Annotated in this window: 18 protein-coding genes; 13 read left to right on the top strand and 5 right to left on the bottom strand. The window is 57.3% G+C overall.

Features of this window, described 5'->3' with window-relative positions; all coding sequences use genetic code 11:
* Positions 1-90: 90 nt before the first annotated feature.
* From HY29_RS06190 to HY29_RS06180, 3 genes are all read right to left on the bottom strand, one after another.
* Positions 91-531 (bottom strand): rhodanese-like domain-containing protein, encoded by a 441-nt coding sequence (locus tag HY29_RS06190; protein ID WP_034794184.1) that lies wholly within the window; start codon positions 529-531, stop codon positions 91-93.
* 115 nt (positions 532-646) lie between these two features.
* Positions 647-2,050: a metalloprotease TldD gene (gene tldD / locus HY29_RS06185; protein WP_034794181.1), complete on the bottom strand. Its 1,404-nt coding sequence runs from the start codon at positions 2,048-2,050 to the stop codon at positions 647-649.
* Between the two features lie 57 nt (positions 2,051-2,107).
* On the bottom strand, positions 2,108-2,662 hold the full coding sequence (locus tag HY29_RS06180) for a tetratricopeptide repeat protein (protein WP_034794177.1): 555 nt from the start codon (positions 2,660-2,662) through the stop codon (positions 2,108-2,110).
* A 165-nt stretch (positions 2,663-2,827) separates the two neighbouring features.
* On the opposite strand from HY29_RS06180, the gene HY29_RS06175 reads away from it, so the two are divergent.
* The 10 genes from HY29_RS06175 to HY29_RS06130 all read left to right on the top strand — a co-directional run bounded on the left by HY29_RS06175 (position 2,828) and on the right by HY29_RS06130 (position 12,159).
* The gene (locus HY29_RS06175) at positions 2,828-3,790 is read left to right on the top strand and encodes a cytochrome c oxidase subunit II (RefSeq protein WP_034794176.1); all 963 of its coding nucleotides are present in this window, start codon (positions 2,828-2,830) and stop codon (positions 3,788-3,790) included.
* Positions 3,791-3,812: 22 nt separating this feature from the next.
* Positions 3,813-5,480: a cytochrome c oxidase subunit I gene (gene ctaD / locus HY29_RS06170; RefSeq protein ID WP_206741934.1), complete on the top strand. Its 1,668-nt coding sequence runs from the start codon at positions 3,813-3,815 to the stop codon at positions 5,478-5,480.
* A 110-nt stretch (positions 5,481-5,590) separates the two neighbouring features.
* On the top strand, positions 5,591-6,544 hold the full coding sequence (locus HY29_RS06165; RefSeq protein ID WP_034794174.1) for a heme o synthase: 954 nt from the start codon (positions 5,591-5,593) through the stop codon (positions 6,542-6,544).
* Position 6,545: 1 nt separating this feature from the next.
* A complete protein-coding gene (locus tag HY29_RS06160; protein ID WP_034794173.1) occupies positions 6,546-6,869 on the top strand; it encodes a hypothetical protein in 324 nt (107 codons plus the stop codon).
* Complete coding sequence (locus tag HY29_RS06155; RefSeq protein WP_034794172.1) at positions 6,869-7,447, top strand: cytochrome c oxidase assembly protein; 579 nt, start codon at positions 6,869-6,871, stop codon at positions 7,445-7,447. The genes HY29_RS06160 and HY29_RS06155 overlap by 1 nt, the downstream gene beginning before the upstream one ends.
* A gap of 77 nt (positions 7,448-7,524) precedes the next feature.
* The gene (locus tag HY29_RS06150; RefSeq protein ID WP_034794171.1) at positions 7,525-8,397 is read left to right on the top strand and encodes a cytochrome c oxidase subunit 3; all 873 of its coding nucleotides are present in this window, start codon (positions 7,525-7,527) and stop codon (positions 8,395-8,397) included.
* 84 nt (positions 8,398-8,481) lie between these two features.
* On the top strand, positions 8,482-9,174 hold the full coding sequence (locus HY29_RS06145) for an SURF1 family cytochrome oxidase biogenesis protein (RefSeq protein ID WP_034794170.1): 693 nt from the start codon (positions 8,482-8,484) through the stop codon (positions 9,172-9,174).
* Positions 9,171-10,547: a threonine synthase gene (thrC, locus tag HY29_RS06140; RefSeq protein WP_034794168.1), complete on the top strand. Its 1,377-nt coding sequence runs from the start codon at positions 9,171-9,173 to the stop codon at positions 10,545-10,547. The genes HY29_RS06145 and thrC overlap by 4 nt, the downstream gene beginning before the upstream one ends.
* Positions 10,548-10,550: 3 nt before the next feature.
* Positions 10,551-11,114 (top strand): GNAT family N-acetyltransferase, encoded by a 564-nt coding sequence (locus tag HY29_RS06135; RefSeq protein ID WP_034794167.1) that lies wholly within the window; start codon positions 10,551-10,553, stop codon positions 11,112-11,114.
* 16 nt (positions 11,115-11,130) lie between these two features.
* The gene (locus HY29_RS06130; RefSeq protein WP_051601198.1) at positions 11,131-12,159 is read left to right on the top strand and encodes an EAL domain-containing protein; all 1,029 of its coding nucleotides are present in this window, start codon (positions 11,131-11,133) and stop codon (positions 12,157-12,159) included.
* On the opposite strand, the gene HY29_RS06125 is transcribed toward HY29_RS06130, so the two are convergent.
* Positions 12,160-12,720, bottom strand: a complete 561-nt coding sequence (locus tag HY29_RS06125) for a YqgE/AlgH family protein (protein WP_034794166.1) — start codon at positions 12,718-12,720, stop codon at positions 12,160-12,162. It abuts the gene before it with no gap.
* Between the two features lie 123 nt (positions 12,721-12,843).
* On the opposite strand from HY29_RS06125, the gene HY29_RS06120 reads away from it, so the two are divergent.
* The 3 genes from HY29_RS06120 to HY29_RS06110 all read left to right on the top strand — a co-directional run bounded on the left by HY29_RS06120 (position 12,844) and on the right by HY29_RS06110 (position 14,857).
* Positions 12,844-13,326: a peroxiredoxin gene (locus tag HY29_RS06120; protein ID WP_034794164.1), complete on the top strand. Its 483-nt coding sequence runs from the start codon at positions 12,844-12,846 to the stop codon at positions 13,324-13,326.
* Positions 13,327-13,477: 151 nt separating this feature from the next.
* On the top strand, positions 13,478-14,386 hold the full coding sequence (locus tag HY29_RS06115; RefSeq protein ID WP_422119919.1) for an SPFH domain-containing protein: 909 nt from the start codon (positions 13,478-13,480) through the stop codon (positions 14,384-14,386).
* Positions 14,387-14,389: 3 nt separating this feature from the next.
* On the top strand, positions 14,390-14,857 hold the full coding sequence (locus HY29_RS06110; RefSeq protein ID WP_034794162.1) for an NfeD family protein: 468 nt from the start codon (positions 14,390-14,392) through the stop codon (positions 14,855-14,857).
* Positions 14,858-14,872: 15 nt separating this feature from the next.
* Here HY29_RS06110 and HY29_RS06105 read toward each other — a convergent pair whose 3' ends face one another.
* Positions 14,873-16,384, bottom strand: coding sequence for a S10 family peptidase (locus HY29_RS06105; protein ID WP_051601196.1), 1,512 nt, complete (start codon positions 16,382-16,384; stop codon positions 14,873-14,875).
* Positions 16,385-16,433 lie beyond the last annotated feature (49 nt).

The raw sequence follows: 16,433 nt of genomic DNA, 5'->3' as shown, positions 1-16,433 counted from the left end.
ACAATTCACGACCTGAAATGAAAAGGGCGGCTTTCAATTCAGGCCGCCCTTTTTTTGTATGTGTCAGATTTTTCCGGGGAAGTGTTGTTGCTAGCGATCCGGCGGTAGAAACTGGTCCGTGGGCAGACCACGCTTGATCCAGCCATCGCCAGCACCTTCATGGCCGGTCATGCCTTCTGCGACGTCAAAAACATGGGTGAAGCCTGCCTGAGCCAGCCGCTTGGCCGCTTCAGAGGAGCGGTTGCCGGATCGGCAGATCACGGCCACAGGATATTCCAGGTCCCCCAATACAGCGCCGCGTGCCTGAGCCAGGAAGTCGACATCTTGCAGGGTAGCGCCCACGCTGTCGCGCGGCATGCCGGTCATCGCCCATTCGGTTGGCGTGCGTACATCAATCAGAATCATTTCCCCGCGTTGCACCAGCTTGTGCGCCGTGTCGGCGGGGAGGGTGTCAACGTCCGCTTTGGCGGAGAATACAAGTGTCGATGCAACAGTTGCTGCAAGCAGCAAGCGAGACAAACGGCCAGTCATTACGATACTCAACTTCCATACGACCTGCGCAGCACGCGCAGGGAATCAAATATGGCAACAAAGTGTCAAAGCTGATGAGGCCGGGCAAGAGCCGAAACCAAGGCTAACAGTAAATTTAGCCTGCACCGCCTACAGTCAGGGCACCTACTTTGAGCGTTGGCTGTCCGACACCAACCGGAACAGACTGCCCGGCCTTGCCGCACACACCTACGCCGTCATCCATGGCGAAGTCGTTGCCGATCATGGTGACATCCTGCAGCACGGTCGGCCCGTGGCCAATCAGGGTCGCATTCTTCACTGGCGCGACGACTTTGCCATCTTCGACCAGATAGGCTTCCGTACACTGAAAGACGAAATTGCCAGAGGTGATGTCCACCTGACCACCGCCAAAGTCTACAGCCCACAGGCCACGCTTGATGGAGGAAACGATTTCTTCCGGATCCTTGTCGCCGCCAAGCATCACGGTGTTGGTCATCCGCGGCATGGTGGAGGCTTCATAGCTTTCCCGTCGGCCATTGCCCGTCGGCTGTTGGCCCATCAGGCGCGCATTCAGGCGGTCCTGCATATAACCTTTGAGAATGCCATCCTCGATCAGAACTGTTCGCTGCGTCGGTGTGCCTTCATCATCAAAAGACAGGGACCCGCGGCGCTGTTCAATGCTGCCATCATCGATCACGGTGACGCCCTTCGCGGCGACCTGTTCGCCGATGCGGCCCGCATAAACGCTGGTGCCTTTGCGGTTGAAGTCGCCTTCCAGGCCGTGTCCTACGGCCTCGTGCAGCAGAACGGCCGGCCAGCCAGGCCCGAGTACGACTTCCATCTTGCCGGCGGGAGTCGGAATGGATTGCAGATTCACGGACGCTTTCTGGATCGCTCGCTTGACCATTTGCTGCCAGCGCTCCGGTTGGATCCACTCCTCATAGGCGGCGCGGCCACCGGCGCCTGCGCCAGCGGATTCGCGGCGGCCATTCTCTTCCAGCGTTACGGAAACATTGAGTCGAACCAGCGGGCGGACTTCGGAGAAGGTCGCGCCATCAGGGCGGACAATGTCGATTTCCTTGTGACTGCCCGCGAGCGATACCGAAACCTGCACGACGCGCGGGTCATAGGCGCGGGTCCATGCATCAATCTCGGCCAGCAGGCCGGTCTTTACAGAAAAGTCCGGCGCAGCAGTCGGGTCGATCGGCTCATAGAGGCGGCGATTGATCGGGGTTGGCCCGACATCCAGTTTGCCATTGTGTCCCCGTCTGGCTTGCGAAGCCGTGCTGGCGGCGCGCTTCAGGGCATCGAGGGAGAGCTCGGAGGCATAGCCGGACCCGGTTGATTCTCCTGCGACAACACGCAAGCCAAAGCCCTGGTCTGTATCAAAGGCGGCCGATTTCAGGCGGCCATCATCAAAGACGAAGCTTTCAGAGCGGGAGCGCTCAATGAAAAGATCGCCGTCATCTGCCCCTTGTGTGGCATCAGAGAGAATCTGCGAAGCTTTGGCGAGGTCGAAGGGCAGGGGAGTTTGTGTCATGCCAAATAGATGCGCGACGCCTCAGCTGCCCGCAAGGGCAAAGCCGCAGATCGCGCATCAGTTTGTCGTGACTTCAAACCGGGAGAGCTGCCACTGTGCGAGCTCCCATTCCGGCTTCAGCTCCACGGCTTTCAGAAAGTCAAAATAGGCCCCCTGGACATCGCCAAGCTTCTCTTTGGCAATCGCGCGATTGTAATAGGCTGCGTGCAGGTCGCTTGATTGCAGGCCGATTGCAGTGGTCAGGGCCTCCAGCGCGTTGGGATAATCCTTTAGGAAAATGTAGGCCGCCCCTTCATTCAGATAAACTTCACCGGCTTCCGGTTTCAGTTTCTTGGCGGTTTCGTAATCGGACAAAGCCTTGTCATACTTGGCCGCACGCATGCGCAGGACGCCGCGATTTGTATAGGTCGCGGCGCGATTACCGGGGGTCATAGCCTCTGATTCGATCGCGCGGGTGCAGATTTGCTCGCCCTCTTGAGGGCTGAGCTTCTCATATTTGGCAGCTTCAAAGCACTCCTTGGCGATACCACCACCCAGGATCGTGACCTGCGCAAGTGCAGCAGGTGACGCGGCGACAAGCGCAAGCGCAGCCAGACTTATTGTCTTTTTCATGCTGGTCGGGCCTTTCGTGTGACTTTATGTTATTATTGCAAATTACCATAGAAGCCGCACTCCGGCGACAACCTGCGACAATATTGAGCGCGGAAAGTGGTAGGTTGCGGCTAATACGTATTGTAGATACAGGAGCACAGATTCCAACGAGACGAGGATTCCTTCGTGCGACACCTTATTGCCGCCATGTGCGCCGCCATTCTGGCTGGTCCGGCGCTGGCAGAACAACCACAAAACGGCGCGCTGGGTATGCAGCCCGCTGCTACACGTATCGCGGAACGCATTCATCAGTTCCACGGATTTGTGCTGGTTATCATCACCATCATCACGATCTTCGTGCTGGGCCTGCTGCTCTGGGTGATTATCCGCCACAATAAAAAGGCGAACCCGCAACCGCGCAAATTCAGCCACAACACTCTGGTTGAGGTTGTCTGGACGGTGGTTCCGGCCCTGATCCTGGTGGCGATTGCCAGCCAGTCTTTCCCGAACCTGTTCTATCAGGATGTGGTCCCGAATTTGGAGCAGATCACCAGCAAGGGGAAGCAGTTGCAGGCCGATGGCAAGACGGCTGCCTATAACCGCTACACCAAGAATTACTTCCCGGAAGCGGCTGAAAAGGGTTTTGTGAACATCAAGGCGCAAGGCAACCAGTGGAACTGGACCTACACCTATCCGGATATCGTTGACGATGCCGGCTATCCACTCGAGTTCGTTTCAAACCCCCTGCAGGTTGGCCTGTCGACCGACTCCAAGGTGGGCCCGCGCAATTTGGCCGTGGATTACCCGATGGTGATTCCGGTTGGCCGCTATGTCCGTTACTACACAGCTGCTGCTGACGTGATCCACTCCTGGACCGTTCCGGCCTTTGGCGTGAAAACGGACGCTATTCCGGGCCGTCTGAACGAAGGCTGGTTCCTTGTTGATCGTCCAGGCGTTTATTACGGCCAGTGTTCAGAACTTTGCGGCGTAAACCACGCCTACATGCCCATCGAAGTTCGGGTTGTCAGCGAAGAAGAATATGCCCGTTGGGCCGAGCTGATGCTGGCTGGCGATTATGACGCCGCGGCCGCTTCCGTTCGTCAAGTTGCATCCACTGAGCAGGCGACCAAGTTCGCCGCCAAACAGTAATCTGAGAGAAGAGTGAATCGCCATGCCTATGGATGAAGTTGCCCTCGACCATCACGACGCACACGATCACAAGCCCGGCTTTTTCAAGCGGTGGCTGTTTTCCACGAACCACAAAGATATCGGTACGCTGTACCTGATCTTCGCGCTGATCGCGGGTATCGTGGGTTACACCCTGTCCGGTCTGATCCGTTGGGAACTGGCTGAGCCGGGTATCGGTGTGCTGACGCAATTCGTTGCCGGTGAAGGCGATGTTGCCATTCAGAATGCCAAGCATTTCTACAACGCTGTGATCACCTATCACGGTCTGATCATGATCTTCTTCATGGTCATGCCAGCCCTTATCGGTGGCTTCGGCAACTGGTTCGTGCCGCTGATGATCGGCGCGCCGGACATGGCCTTCCCACGTATGAACAATATCTCGTTCTGGCTGACGGCTGCTGCCTTTGTTCTGGCCTGTGTCTCGATGATGGTTCCAGGTGGATCTGCCGGTAATGGCTTTGCAGGTGGCTGGGTTCTCTATCCGCCGCTGTCTTCCACAACCGGTCACCCTGGCCCGGCCATGGATGTCCTGATCCTTTCGCTGCACACAGCGGGTATCGCGTCCATCCTTGGCGCCATCAACTTCATCGTGACCATCCTGAACATGCGCGCACCTGGCATGACGCTGCACAAGATGCCGCTGTTTGCATGGGGCGTTCTGGTCACGGCTGTTCTTCTGCTTCTGTCTCTGCCGGTTCTTGCTGCCGCGCTGACGATGCTGCTGACAGATCGTAACTTCGGTTCGCAGTTCTTTAACCCGGCAGGTGGTGGTGACCCGGTCATGTTCCAGCACCTGTTCTGGTTCTTCGGTCACCCTGAAGTGTACATCATGATCCTGCCGGCCTTCGGCATCATCAGCCACATCGTTTCGACCTTTTCCAAGAAGCCGATCTTCGGCTATCTCGGCATGGCCTACGCCATGGTCTCCATCGGTGTGATCGGCTTCGTTGTGTGGGCGCACCACATGTACACGGTCGGCATGAATGTTGACCTGAAAGCCTACTTCGTGGCCGCAACCATGGTGATCGCGGTTCCCACTGGCATCAAGATCTTCTCATGGATCGCGACGATGTGGGGCGGTTCCATCGAGTTCAAGGTTCCGATGCTCTGGGCAATCGGCTTCATCTTCCTGTTCACCGTTGGCGGTGTGACCGGTGTGGTTCTGGCTAATGCCGGTATCGACCACGCCCTGCACGACACATACTATGTTGTGGCACACTTCCACTACGTGCTGTCCCTCGGCGCCGTGTTCGGCCTCTTTGCGGGCTGGTACTACTGGTTCGAGAAGATGTTCGGCATCAAGTACAATGGCTTTATCGGTGGTCTGCACTTCTGGCTGATGTTCATCGGGTCTAACGTCCTGTTCTTCCCGCAGCACTTCCTAGGTCTGCAAGGCATGCCGCGCCGCTACATCGACTATGCTGACGGCTTCGCCACCTGGCACCATGTCTCTTCCATCGGCTATGCGATCACGCTGGTTGCAACTCTGGTCTTCTTCGTTGGCCTGGCCGAGGCACTGATCCGCCGCCGCAAGGGTGTTGCCAATCCGTGGGGCGAAGGTGCCACGACCCTGGAGTGGACGCTGTCATCTCCGCCGCCATTCCACCAGTATAACGAGCTGCCGCACGTTACTGCGAAGGGTGGCCACTAATTCAAGGGAGGAGGGCGTGGCCCTCCTGCCAGTCTGAATGAAACACGGGGCGGCCCAGCGTACACAGGCGCATGGGCCGTTTCGTTTCTAAGTCCTCACCAAGAGCATCCATGACCGACATGTCCGCATCCCAAACGAAACGCTACGCCACAGCAGGTGATTATGTTCAGCTGCTGAAGCCGCGCATCATGATGCTGGTCGTGTTTACGGCCGTGTCGGGTCTTGTGGCTGCTGTTGGCGTGACCGGCCAGCCGATCAATCCGATCATGGCGGCCATTGCCACGCTTTCCATCGCGCTTGGATCTGGCGCGGCCGGGGCAATCAACATGTGGTACGATTCCGATATCGACCAGATCATGACCCGTACTTCGACGCGGCCGATCCCATCCGGCGCTGTACCGCGCGAGGAAGCACTGGCCATGGGCCTGATCATGAGCGGTGTTTCCGTCATGCTGATGTGGCTCGCATCCAACTGGCTCGCAGCGGGCTTGCTGGCCTTTTCCATCTTCTATTATGGCGTGATCTACACGATGTGGCTGAAGCGCTCGACGCCGCAGAACATTGTGATCGGCGGCGGAGCAGGGGCGTTTCCGCCCGTCATTGGCTGGGCTGCTGTGACAGGTAATACGCCGCTGGATGCGTGGATCCTGTTTGCCATCATTTTCTTCTGGACGCCGCCGCATTTCTGGGCGCTCAGCTTGCTGGCCCATGGTGAGTACGAAAAGGCCGGCGTGCCGATGCTGCCGGTGACGCATGGGGCAAAGGCGACCCGTAACCAGATCCTTCTCTATACCATTCTGCTGGTGCCTCTGGCCATGACGCCACTTCTGACCGGTCTTGGCGGTTGGCTCTATGGCGCAGTTGCCGGCGTGTTGGGCCTTGTTTTCCTGTCTTACGCTGTCCGCGTCTGGCGTTCCCATGCAGGCGACAAGGGCGCCGCGCCGGCTGATATGAAGCTGGCCAAGGGCATGTTCCTGTTTTCGATTCTCTATCTTTTCCTGGTCTTTGCGGCCTTGATCGTAGAGCACGCCTTCGGGCTGTATTTTCCGGTGAAGGTATTCTGAGATGACTGAACCTGAGAACAAATACGAAGGACAGTTCAAGGAGATCTACATACCGAGCGCGGAAGAGCAACGCGCCCGCCGCAGCCGTAACCGTGTGCTGGGTTTTGCCCTGGCGGGTTTCGTTATTCTGGTTGGCGTGGTGACCTTTATTCGTCTGTCATCTTCTGACCTCAGCAAAAGCGGGTTCTACTATAATTTCAAGGACAAGGCGGCTGAGGAAGAGATGCAGCTGCCACCCGGCATGGAGCCTGACCAGGCTGCTCCGCCGCCCAATCTGACGCCGGTGGAACCGGAGCAGGATGAGCCAACGGGGGATGATCTGTAATGAAGCTTTCCAATGTCCAGGTCGCGGCCATTTCGCTAGCTGTCTTTGGCGGCATGCTGGGCCTCGGTTTTGCGGCTGACCCGCTCTACAACACATTCTGCCGTGTCACCGGATTCGGTGGCACAACCCGGATTGCGACGGCTGCGCCTGACAAGGTGGCCGATCAGATGGTGCATATCCGTTTCGACGCGAACGTCGCAGATATGCCGTTGACCTTCCGTCCGTTGCAATCTGATCAGACGCTGAAGCTGGGCCAGCATGGCCTTGCCTTTTATGAGGTTACCAACCCGACGGATCGCGAATACCGCGTCGTCGCCACGTATAATGTGACCCCGCACTATGCTGGTCCGTTCTTCTACAAGCTGGAGTGTTTCTGCTTTGAAGAACGCGTCATTGCGCCCGGGGAAACCAAGAAATTGCCTGTTGTCTATTTTGTCTCCGCAGACATGCAGGATGATCGCGTTTCGCGAAATCTGGAGACAATAACACTTAGCTACACGTTCTTTGAAAGCTCGGCCTATTCAGGGCCAAAGGAAGCCGCTGTGAAAGGTGCGGCGAATTCGGCCAAACCCGGCTGATACAGTTGCGTTTCCTATGCGGAGCGGGCTAAAGAGCGATCTGATTCATGTGAATTTCTAGAGGGGTCTAAAAGGCCATGGCTCACGACGAAGTCAAACACGATTACCATCTCGTCAATCCATCACCCTGGCCACTGCTTGGGTCTATGTCTGTCGTTGTGACGGCGCTTGGCGGGGTAACGTTCATGAAAGGCCTGTTTGGCCTTGAAAAGGGCACCTGGTGGCTGCTCGCCCTTGGCCTGGCAATGGTTGCCTGGGTCATGTTCGGTTGGTGGCGCGAAGTCATCAAGGAAGGCCGTCACGGGGACCACACGCCGGTCGTCATGATCGGTCTTCGCTACGGGATGATCCTGTTTATCGCCTCCGAAGTTATGTTCTTCGCAGGTTGGTTCTGGAGCTTTTTTGAGTTTGCTATCTTCAACAGCGCGCGCGTCGGCCCGAATTGGGATGCTGCGAACCCGCTCTTCGCTGAAGGGCTTTCGCGCTTCAGAGACTGGCCGCCAGTAGGCGTTGAGACTTTTGACCCCTTCCACCTGCCGCTGATGAACACGCTGATCCTGCTCCTGTCCGGTACGACGGTTACCTGGGCGCACCACGCGCTGCAGCATGATGACCGTTCCGGTGCAAAGCTTGGCCTGCTGCTGACCATTCTGCTCGGCATGATGTTCACCTGCCTGCAGGTCTTCGAATATCAGCACGCCCAGTTCACCTTTGACGGTACGCTGTATGGCTCTGCCTTCTTTATGGCGACGGGCTTCCACGGTGCGCACGTAGTCATCGGTACGCTCTTCCTGATCGTCTGCCTGCTGCGCCTGATGGCTGGCAATATGAGCGCTGAGAAGCACCTCGGCTTTGAGTTTGCTGCCTGGTACTGGCACTTCGTTGACGTCGTCTGGATCTTCCTCTTTGCATTCGTTTATGTGGTGCCGTTCCTGGCCCATGGCGGCTAGGCCGCCTTGCTGACGAGCTAATTTACACCAGGCCCGCCGGCGACATGCCTGGCGGGCCTGATTTTTTTCAAGGTATAGTTTTCCATGAGCTTCCGGCCATATCCTGTGATGACGGTGTTCACGCTGGTCAGTCTGGTCATCCTGATCATGCTGGGGAATTGGCAGTATGGCCGATTCAGCGAGAAAATGGCGCTGGATGAGATGGAGCCCGAATGGCAGATGCTGGAAGGCCGTGTCGTGCCTGGCAGCGAGGCCATGGTCTACGCCTATGCGGATGGTGCATCAGCTTGGCGCCGTGTGGTGGCGATTGATCGCGGTGACGATATCGTCTTCACCACGATCGAGCTGTTGTATCAGGTCGACCCGCCCGTGCCGTGCCAGGGGCCGGATTGCGGGGCCAATCTCAAATTTGCGGCGGAGGGGATCTACAAGACTCCGGGTGGAAAAAATCCGTTCGCAGGCAAGGACCATCCCGCTTCTGGCGTCTTCTACTCCTACAAGCCCGCGGAACTGTCGCATTTGCTGTCGCCGGAGAATGCAGCCCGCATTGATCCGGATGTCTTTGAACCTCAAACATTGCGCATGGTCGAGAATGGCCGGGCGAAGGCTGGACGCAACCCGTTTGCCCGCCTTCGAATGGATGACCAACTGCCGCCCCAACGGCATTTTGGCTATGCGATTACGTGGTGGGGGCTCGCCATGGCCTTGCTGGCTGTGTATCTGGCTTTCCATCACCAGAAAGGCCGCTTGCGGCTACGCGGAAGGAATGGATCGTGAAGTATATTTCCACACGGGGACAATCTGAACCTGTTGATTTTGTCGGGGCTTGCCTGGCTGGCTTGGCGCCCGATGGGGGGCTGTATGTCCCGGAAACATTTCCGTCCATTGCTCCGGCCAAACCGGGCGAGACCTATACGCAGGTTGCTGCGCGTATCCTGTCCGCCTTCGCGGGCGATACCCTGTCTCTGGATGAACTAGAGGGGCTCTGCGAGAAAGCCTATGGGACGTTCGCACACCAATCCGTTGCGCCGCTGACCCAGACGGGACCGGCCAGTTGGCAGCTTGAGCTGCACCACGGCCCGACGCTGGCGTTCAAGGATGTGGCGATGCAGCTGATTGGTCAGCTGTATGACCATTTGCTGGCCAAGACGGGCCAGCGCATGACGATCATGTGCGCGACTTCGGGCGATACGGGCGGTGCTGCGGCCGCGGCTTTTGCCGGAGCGAAGAATGCCAATCTCGTCATCCTGCACCCGTTCGAGCGGATATCGCCGGTGCAACGCCTGTTCATGACGACCACCGGCGCAGAGAATGTTTTCAATCTCGCGCTCGATAGCGATTTCGACACCTGTCAAACAATTGTGAAATCCCTGTTTTCGGATCGTGATTTCGTGACGCGAGTTGGCCTCTCTGGCGTCAACTCAATCAATTGGGTGCGCATTGCTGCGCAGATGGTTTATTACGCGACAGCTCAGGCTGCGCTGGCCCAGCCTATCCGGTTCGTGGTGCCCAGCGGGAATATGGGCGATGCGCTGGCCGGTTATGTGGCTGCGCGCTGCGGGATGCTCACGGGTGGCCTGGAAATCGTCTGTGCCGTGAACGAAAACGATTCTCTCGCGCGTATTTTCAATACAGGTGTTATGGCGAGAGAGGCTGCGGTTTCCACGCCGAGCCCTGCGATGGATATTTCCATTCCATCCAATTTTGAGCGCCTGCTGTTTGAATTGTCTGGACGTGACAGCGATGTGGTGCGTTCGGCCTACAATAGTTTCGCGCAGTCGGGAGAGGCCGTGCTGCCGGAAAACGTGACGAGCCGGCTTGCGTGTTCCGGCATGAAGGCAGCAAGTGTCAGCAATCTCGATACAATGGCCGAGATGAAGAGGGTTGAGGCCGAAACGGGCTGGCTCATTTGTCCGCACACGGCTGTTGGAACGCATGTCGCGCGGTCTTTGCCGAAAGCTGATGTCGCGACAGTTGTGCTCGCAACGGCCTCTCCTGCGAAGTTTCCTGAAACGGTTCTGGAGGCGACGGGGCGCGACTGCCCGCTGCCGGACCGTGTTAAAGGTCTGCGCGATCAGGAAGAGGTGTTCGAGCGTATTGAGCCCAATCTCGGTGCTGTCCGCGCGCGCGTAGAAGAGATAACCGGGTAGATCATGCCTCCGAGAAGAAAGGATACGGTCCTTGTATCAGAACGCCTGGTGATCACGCCGGCGCGGAAATCTGACTTTGAGGACTGGTCTGAACTGCGTAAATCCAGCCGCAAGCATCTGGAGCGTTGGGAGCCGCTATGGTCCAAGGATGCCAATTCCAGAGCAGACTGGACGCGTCGCACGCATGCCTGGAAAAATGGCTGGAAGTCCGGCCGGGCTTTTGTCTTCCTGATCCGGCGTTTGAAGGATGACCGCCTTGTGGGCGGGATTTCCCTCACCAATGTTCGCCCATGGCCCGCAAGCGCGGCCAGCATGGGCTATTGGCTTGGGAAGGACTTCCAGGGCCATGGCTATATGGCCGAAGGCGTTGGGGCTGTTTGCCAATGGTCTTTCAGTGAATTGGGACTTTATCGCATAGAAGCGGGCATTCTGGCATCAAACCTGCGTTCCCGGAAAGTATTGGAAACAAACGGATTTCAGGAAGAGGGACATGCAAAGGCTTATCTCGAAATCGCAGGCGAACGCCGCGATCATGTCCTTTTCGCCCTCGTCAGGCCGGATTCATAGCGATAGATATGGCTATATGACTCTTGGCCCTACAACTCAGCCTCAAGGCAGCTGGCACTGGTTTGCGCCCACACGGCATCTGGTCATTGAGACGGGCAGTGGTAGCGCCTTGTCGGAATTGGCCGGGGACTGGACGCTGGATGCCATTGAACAGATGTTCGAGGGCCTGAGCCGAGGGCGTCTGGCGCAAGCCTTTGCGGATAATGAAGGCCCGGTCAGATGCGCGTTGCGCCTGTCTCGCGGCGAAGATATTCATCTTGTCGGGGCGTTTATCGGTGATGCAGAAGCGCATGGCCTGTTGCTTAGCGGCTCTGAGTTTTCGGACATGGACCCGTCGGACCTGAAACCGGGGCCAGATTTGCATCCGGTTTTCCAGCCGATTGTATCGTTGGCCAATGGCCGCATTGCCGGCTTCGAAGCTTTGGCGCGCTGGGATGATGGCGATGTGAAATCGCCCCCCAGCCGCTATGAAGACGAGGCACTTGCCTCCAACATGCTGATCCGGTCCGCGGAAACCCTGTCCAAGCTGCGCGAAGCTTCGGGCCGCGATGATTTGTTCATGCATGTGAATTTGACGGCGCGGGATCTGGCGAGAAGTGCCTTGCCTGCGCTGGTTGAAGCCTTGATGAATGGCTATGGCCTGCCTGAGCGTGCCATCCGGATCGAGCTGACGGAGCAGGCGGCGCTGCGCGATGAGAACCACGCCCTGGCCGCTGTCATGGCATTGAAGGCTGTAGGGGCCGGGCTTGTTCTGGATGATTTCGGGACCGGACACTCATCCTTCGCCTGGCTGGCGGACTTTCCGGCAGATAGCCTGAAGGTGGATCACGGTTTGACTCGTCGCCTGGGCCAATATCGTACTGACACGATCCTCGGGGCGATCACCTTGCTGGCGAGCCGTCTGGGGATGACGACGACCGCAGAAGGCGTCGAGAACAAGGAAGATGCGGCCCGCCTTCGCAGCCTTGGTTTTGACTACGCACAAGGATTTGCGTTCGCGCGGCCAATGGATGAAGAAGCGGCCATGAAGTTTCTGCTGGGCTGATCAGGCGCGGCCGGGATCGACCTGAAGACGGCCCGTATCCACGCCCAGACTGCTCAGGGCATTGTGCCATTTCTCTTCATGGTCCTCTCCAAACACCAGTTCAGGGTCAGGATCGGCAACGAGCCAGGCATTTTCTGCCAGTTCATATTCCAATTGTCCTGCGCCCCAGCCTGAATAGCCCAGAGCGAGCACAGAGCGGCGTGGCGCTGCCTCAGAAGCAATGGCGTGTAGAATGTCTCGTGTCGCGGTCATGCAGAGGTCCTCATTGACCTCCAGCGTTGCGCCTTCGCTCATCACGTCTTCGGTATGAAGCACGAAGCCGCGATCACTGCTGACCGGGCCGCCATCCAGCACGTAGGAATCGGATACGTCGATCTCCACAGGTACATCCAGCTGCTCGAGTAGCTGGGGCAGTTTCAAGCCGACCATGGGATTGTTGAGAACGATGCCCATCGCGAATTCGGGGGAATGGGCGCATAGCAGGATGACAGACCGGGCAAACCTCGGATCTCCGATGCCTGGCAAGGCAATCAATACTTTTCCTGTCAGGTCAACATCCATACGTCCGTATACCTTTATGCGATGATGCTGAGGCAAATCCAGACTATTGGCAAGGGATAGCGCGCTTGTCGCATGACGGCGGAACACCTATCTCAACGGCACGATAATCAAGGAGAGAAAGATATGAGCATCAAGGTCGGTGACAAGCTTCCCGAGGCTACCTTCATGGAGATGACGGAAGATGGCCCTCAACCCCGAACGACGGCGGATGTGTTCGGCGGCAAGACCGTTGCGCTGTTTGCTGTTCCTGGCGCCTACACGCCAACCTGTTCGGCGCGTCACCTGCCGGGCTTTGTCGACAAGGCGGGTGATCTGAAAGCCAAAGGCGTGGACGATATTGTCTGTACGTCCGTGAATGACGTGTTCGTCATGGGCGCATGGGGCAAGGATGCTGACGCAAATGAAAGCGTGCGCATGCTGGCCGATGGCAATGGCGCCTTTGCGAAGGCTGTTGGCCTGGAACTGGATGCGAGCGGCTTTGGCATGGGTCAGCGCTCCCAGCGTTATTCCATGATCGTGAAAGATGGCGTGGTTTCTGAGCTCAATGTCGAAGACGGCGGTGAGTTCAAGGTTTCCAGCGCGGACTACATGTTGAATCAGCTCTAATTCCCGCGAGCTTTTTTAAGCAAAGTGAGACATAAAGGGTGCGTCTGGTGGGGCCGGGCGCACCCTTTTTTCGCCCAATTTTTATTGAATAACGGAAAACTCTCCCCACCTTAAATACAGGTAATAATAAAGGAGAGGGCACGTGGACCCGATTTTTGCTGTCGTTATTCTGGTTGCTGTTGTCGGTCTGATCGGCCTGACGTCGGCGTTCAAATTTGTGCCCCAAGGATATAACTATACGGTTGAGCGCTTCGGAAGATACACGCGCACGCTCGGGCCGGGCATGTCCATCATCACGCCGTTCTTTGACCGGGTTGGCCGCAAGATGAACATGATGGAGACAGTTCTGGATGTGCCCCAGCAGGAGGTGATCACCAAGGACAACGCCATGGTTTCCTGTGATGCCGTGGTCTTCATCCAGGTCGTGGATGCCGTTTCTGCGGCCTATGAGGTCAACAATTTGCATCATGCCATTACCAATCTGGCACTGACGAACATCCGTACGGTTGTCGGTTCAATGGATCTGGACGAAGTGCTGTCGAACCGGGACGATATCAATGCGCGCCTCCTGACAGTCATTGATGCCGCGACCAATCCGTGGGGTGTAAAGGTCACCCGTATAGAGATCGCGGATCTCAGCCCGCCTGCTGATATCACCGAGGCCATGGCCCGCCAGATGAAGGCAGAGCGCCTGAAGCGTGCGGAAATCCTCACCGCAGAAGGCGACAAGCAGTCCGCCATTCTGAAGGCTGAAGGCCAAAAACAAGCACAAATTCTGGAGGCCGAAGGGCGCCGGGAAGCCGCTTTCCGTGATGCTGAAGCACGCGAGCGCGAAGCCGAAGCCGAAGCGAAGGCAACCGAAATGGTCAGCCAAGCCATCGCGGCCGGTGACGTAAACGCCATCAACTACTTCCTCGGCCAGGCCTATGTGCAGGCCTTTGAGAAACTGGCATCCTCCAACCAGCAGAAGACGGTCATTATTCCGGCGGAGTTCTCCAGCATCATCGGCACAATCGAAGGCATCAAGGGACTGACGGACGCCAAGAAGAAGGAGGACTGATACATGGAACAGATCTTCACTGAGCTGACATTCTGGCACTGGCTGGCGATTGGTCTGCTGCTGTTCGGTATCGAGATGATGACCGGCACGTTCGACCTGCTGATGGTCTCCATTGCAGCCTGGTTGACGGCGGCCTTTGCCTATTTTGCGCCAGATAACCTGTCGACCTGGCAGGGGCAGCTTATCGTATTCGGGGTGGCCGCCTTCGCGCTGGTTGTTTTGGGCCGCACAGTTCTTTCAGGCATGCGCAACAGCGGCGAAGAGCATCCTACGCTCAATAAGCGTATGGCCAGCCTGGTAGGTCAGCGTGGCATTGCGACCGGCGACTTCTCCGCAGCCGGTAGCGGCCGTGTCAAAATTGGCGATACGGTTTGGGGGGCTGAGGTGTCAGACGGCTCCACCATCAGCGAAGGTGAAGCCGTCATTGTCGAGGGCGCGCGCATGAACACGGCCCTCGTTCGCAAGGTATAGTCTTAGAGATTTTTATCAGTGCGCGGCTTCGATAAAGTCGCGCACATCCTGAGACAGCTTCTCGCCGTCCTTTTCCTTCAGATACATCATGTGGCCCGCATCGTAATAATCGAACTGGACGCGGTCCAATACAACGCCATTCTTGTAAAGGGACATCTCTGCGCCAAAGAATGGTGTCGCCAGATCATACCAGCCTGCAGCCAGCAGGACCTTCAGATCAGGGTTTTCCCGCATGCCTTTGCCCAGCCATGGCGTGACGTTGACATAGGATGGCCAGCCGCGATTGTTCATGTCCCAATTCCACTGTGATCCCGGCTCTCCTGTCAGAACCTTGTAAGGCCGTGTGAAATCAACTTTCAGCTCACGCGTCAGATAGTCATTGATGGCCGCCACATAGGCGACATCCATTCCGTATCCAGACGGATCGTTTTCCGGCATGTCGCTGGTGCCTTCGCTATCGATGCCTTTATAGCGTCCGTCGAAGCGACCGACCGTGTAGCCTTCGCGGCGCAGCAATTCCTTGCGGAAGCGTGTCGGTTCCACACGCAGATTGGCCAGCTTGATCCACTCAGCCGAGACGCCAAGATAGGCGCTCATCTCATTGGCGATTTGAGTTTCCTCAGCATCGGACAGGGTAGAGCCGCGGATCAGGGCAGGGGCCAGCGTTTCGATGGCATAGGTACGCGCATCGGAGACGAATGCGGCAAAGTCATTGTTCCATTTCGCCTTGTCTGCCTTGCCGTGATACCAGGCGATCGCAGCTTCTGTAGGAAAGAAGGCGAGGTGTGCAGTATCGTTCGCCGGCGCGAAACGCGCAGTCTGGAAGTCCAGGATCGCGGAGATCAGGATCACGCCGTTCAGGCCGATGCCATTCCAGCCGCCTTGAAGCTTTTCCGTCAGGGCCGCAGCGCGCGTTGTGCCATAGCTTTCGCCAGCCAGAAATTTCGGGCTGTTCCAGCGACCATTCTCTGTCAGCCAAAGGCGGATGAATTCGGCGATGCTCTCTGCATCCTCATTCACGCCGTAAAATTCCTTGCCTTCGGTATCGCCCAGCGGACGGGAATAGCCGGTGCCAACGGGATCAATGAAGACGAGGTCTGTGACATCGAGCAGGGAGTTCTGATTATCGCGGATCGTATAGGGCGGCGCGCCGACGCCTTTTGCGTCCGACGGTGTGATAACCTGTTTCGGACCGAAAGCCCCCATATGAAGCCAGAGTGAAGCAGAGCCTGGGCCGCCATTGAATACGAAGGTTACGGGGCGTTTTGTGGCATCGCTCAATCCGTCGCGGACATATGAAACGGAGAAGATGGAGGCGGTCGGCTCATCCTTGTCGTCGCGCAGATAGGTCTCGCTTGCGACAGTCTTATATTTGATGTTGGCTCCGTTGAGGCGCAGAGAGTGTTCCGATGCAAAGACACTCGGCTCCGGAATTTCTGCAGCTTCCTTACTATCCTTCGGAGCATCCTGGGCGAATGCCTGACCCGAAGATACAACCAGGCAAAGTGCAAGTAACCAACCGCGCATGAGACACCTCAAACTTGTTTCTGTTTGGGGCGGACCCTAGACAGCCGGT

It is taken from the genome of Hyphomonas beringensis (assembly GCF_000682755.1).
Lineage (GTDB): Bacteria > Pseudomonadota > Alphaproteobacteria > Caulobacterales > Hyphomonadaceae > Hyphomonas > Hyphomonas beringensis.
This window is presented reverse-complemented; position numbering and strand designations above follow the sequence as displayed.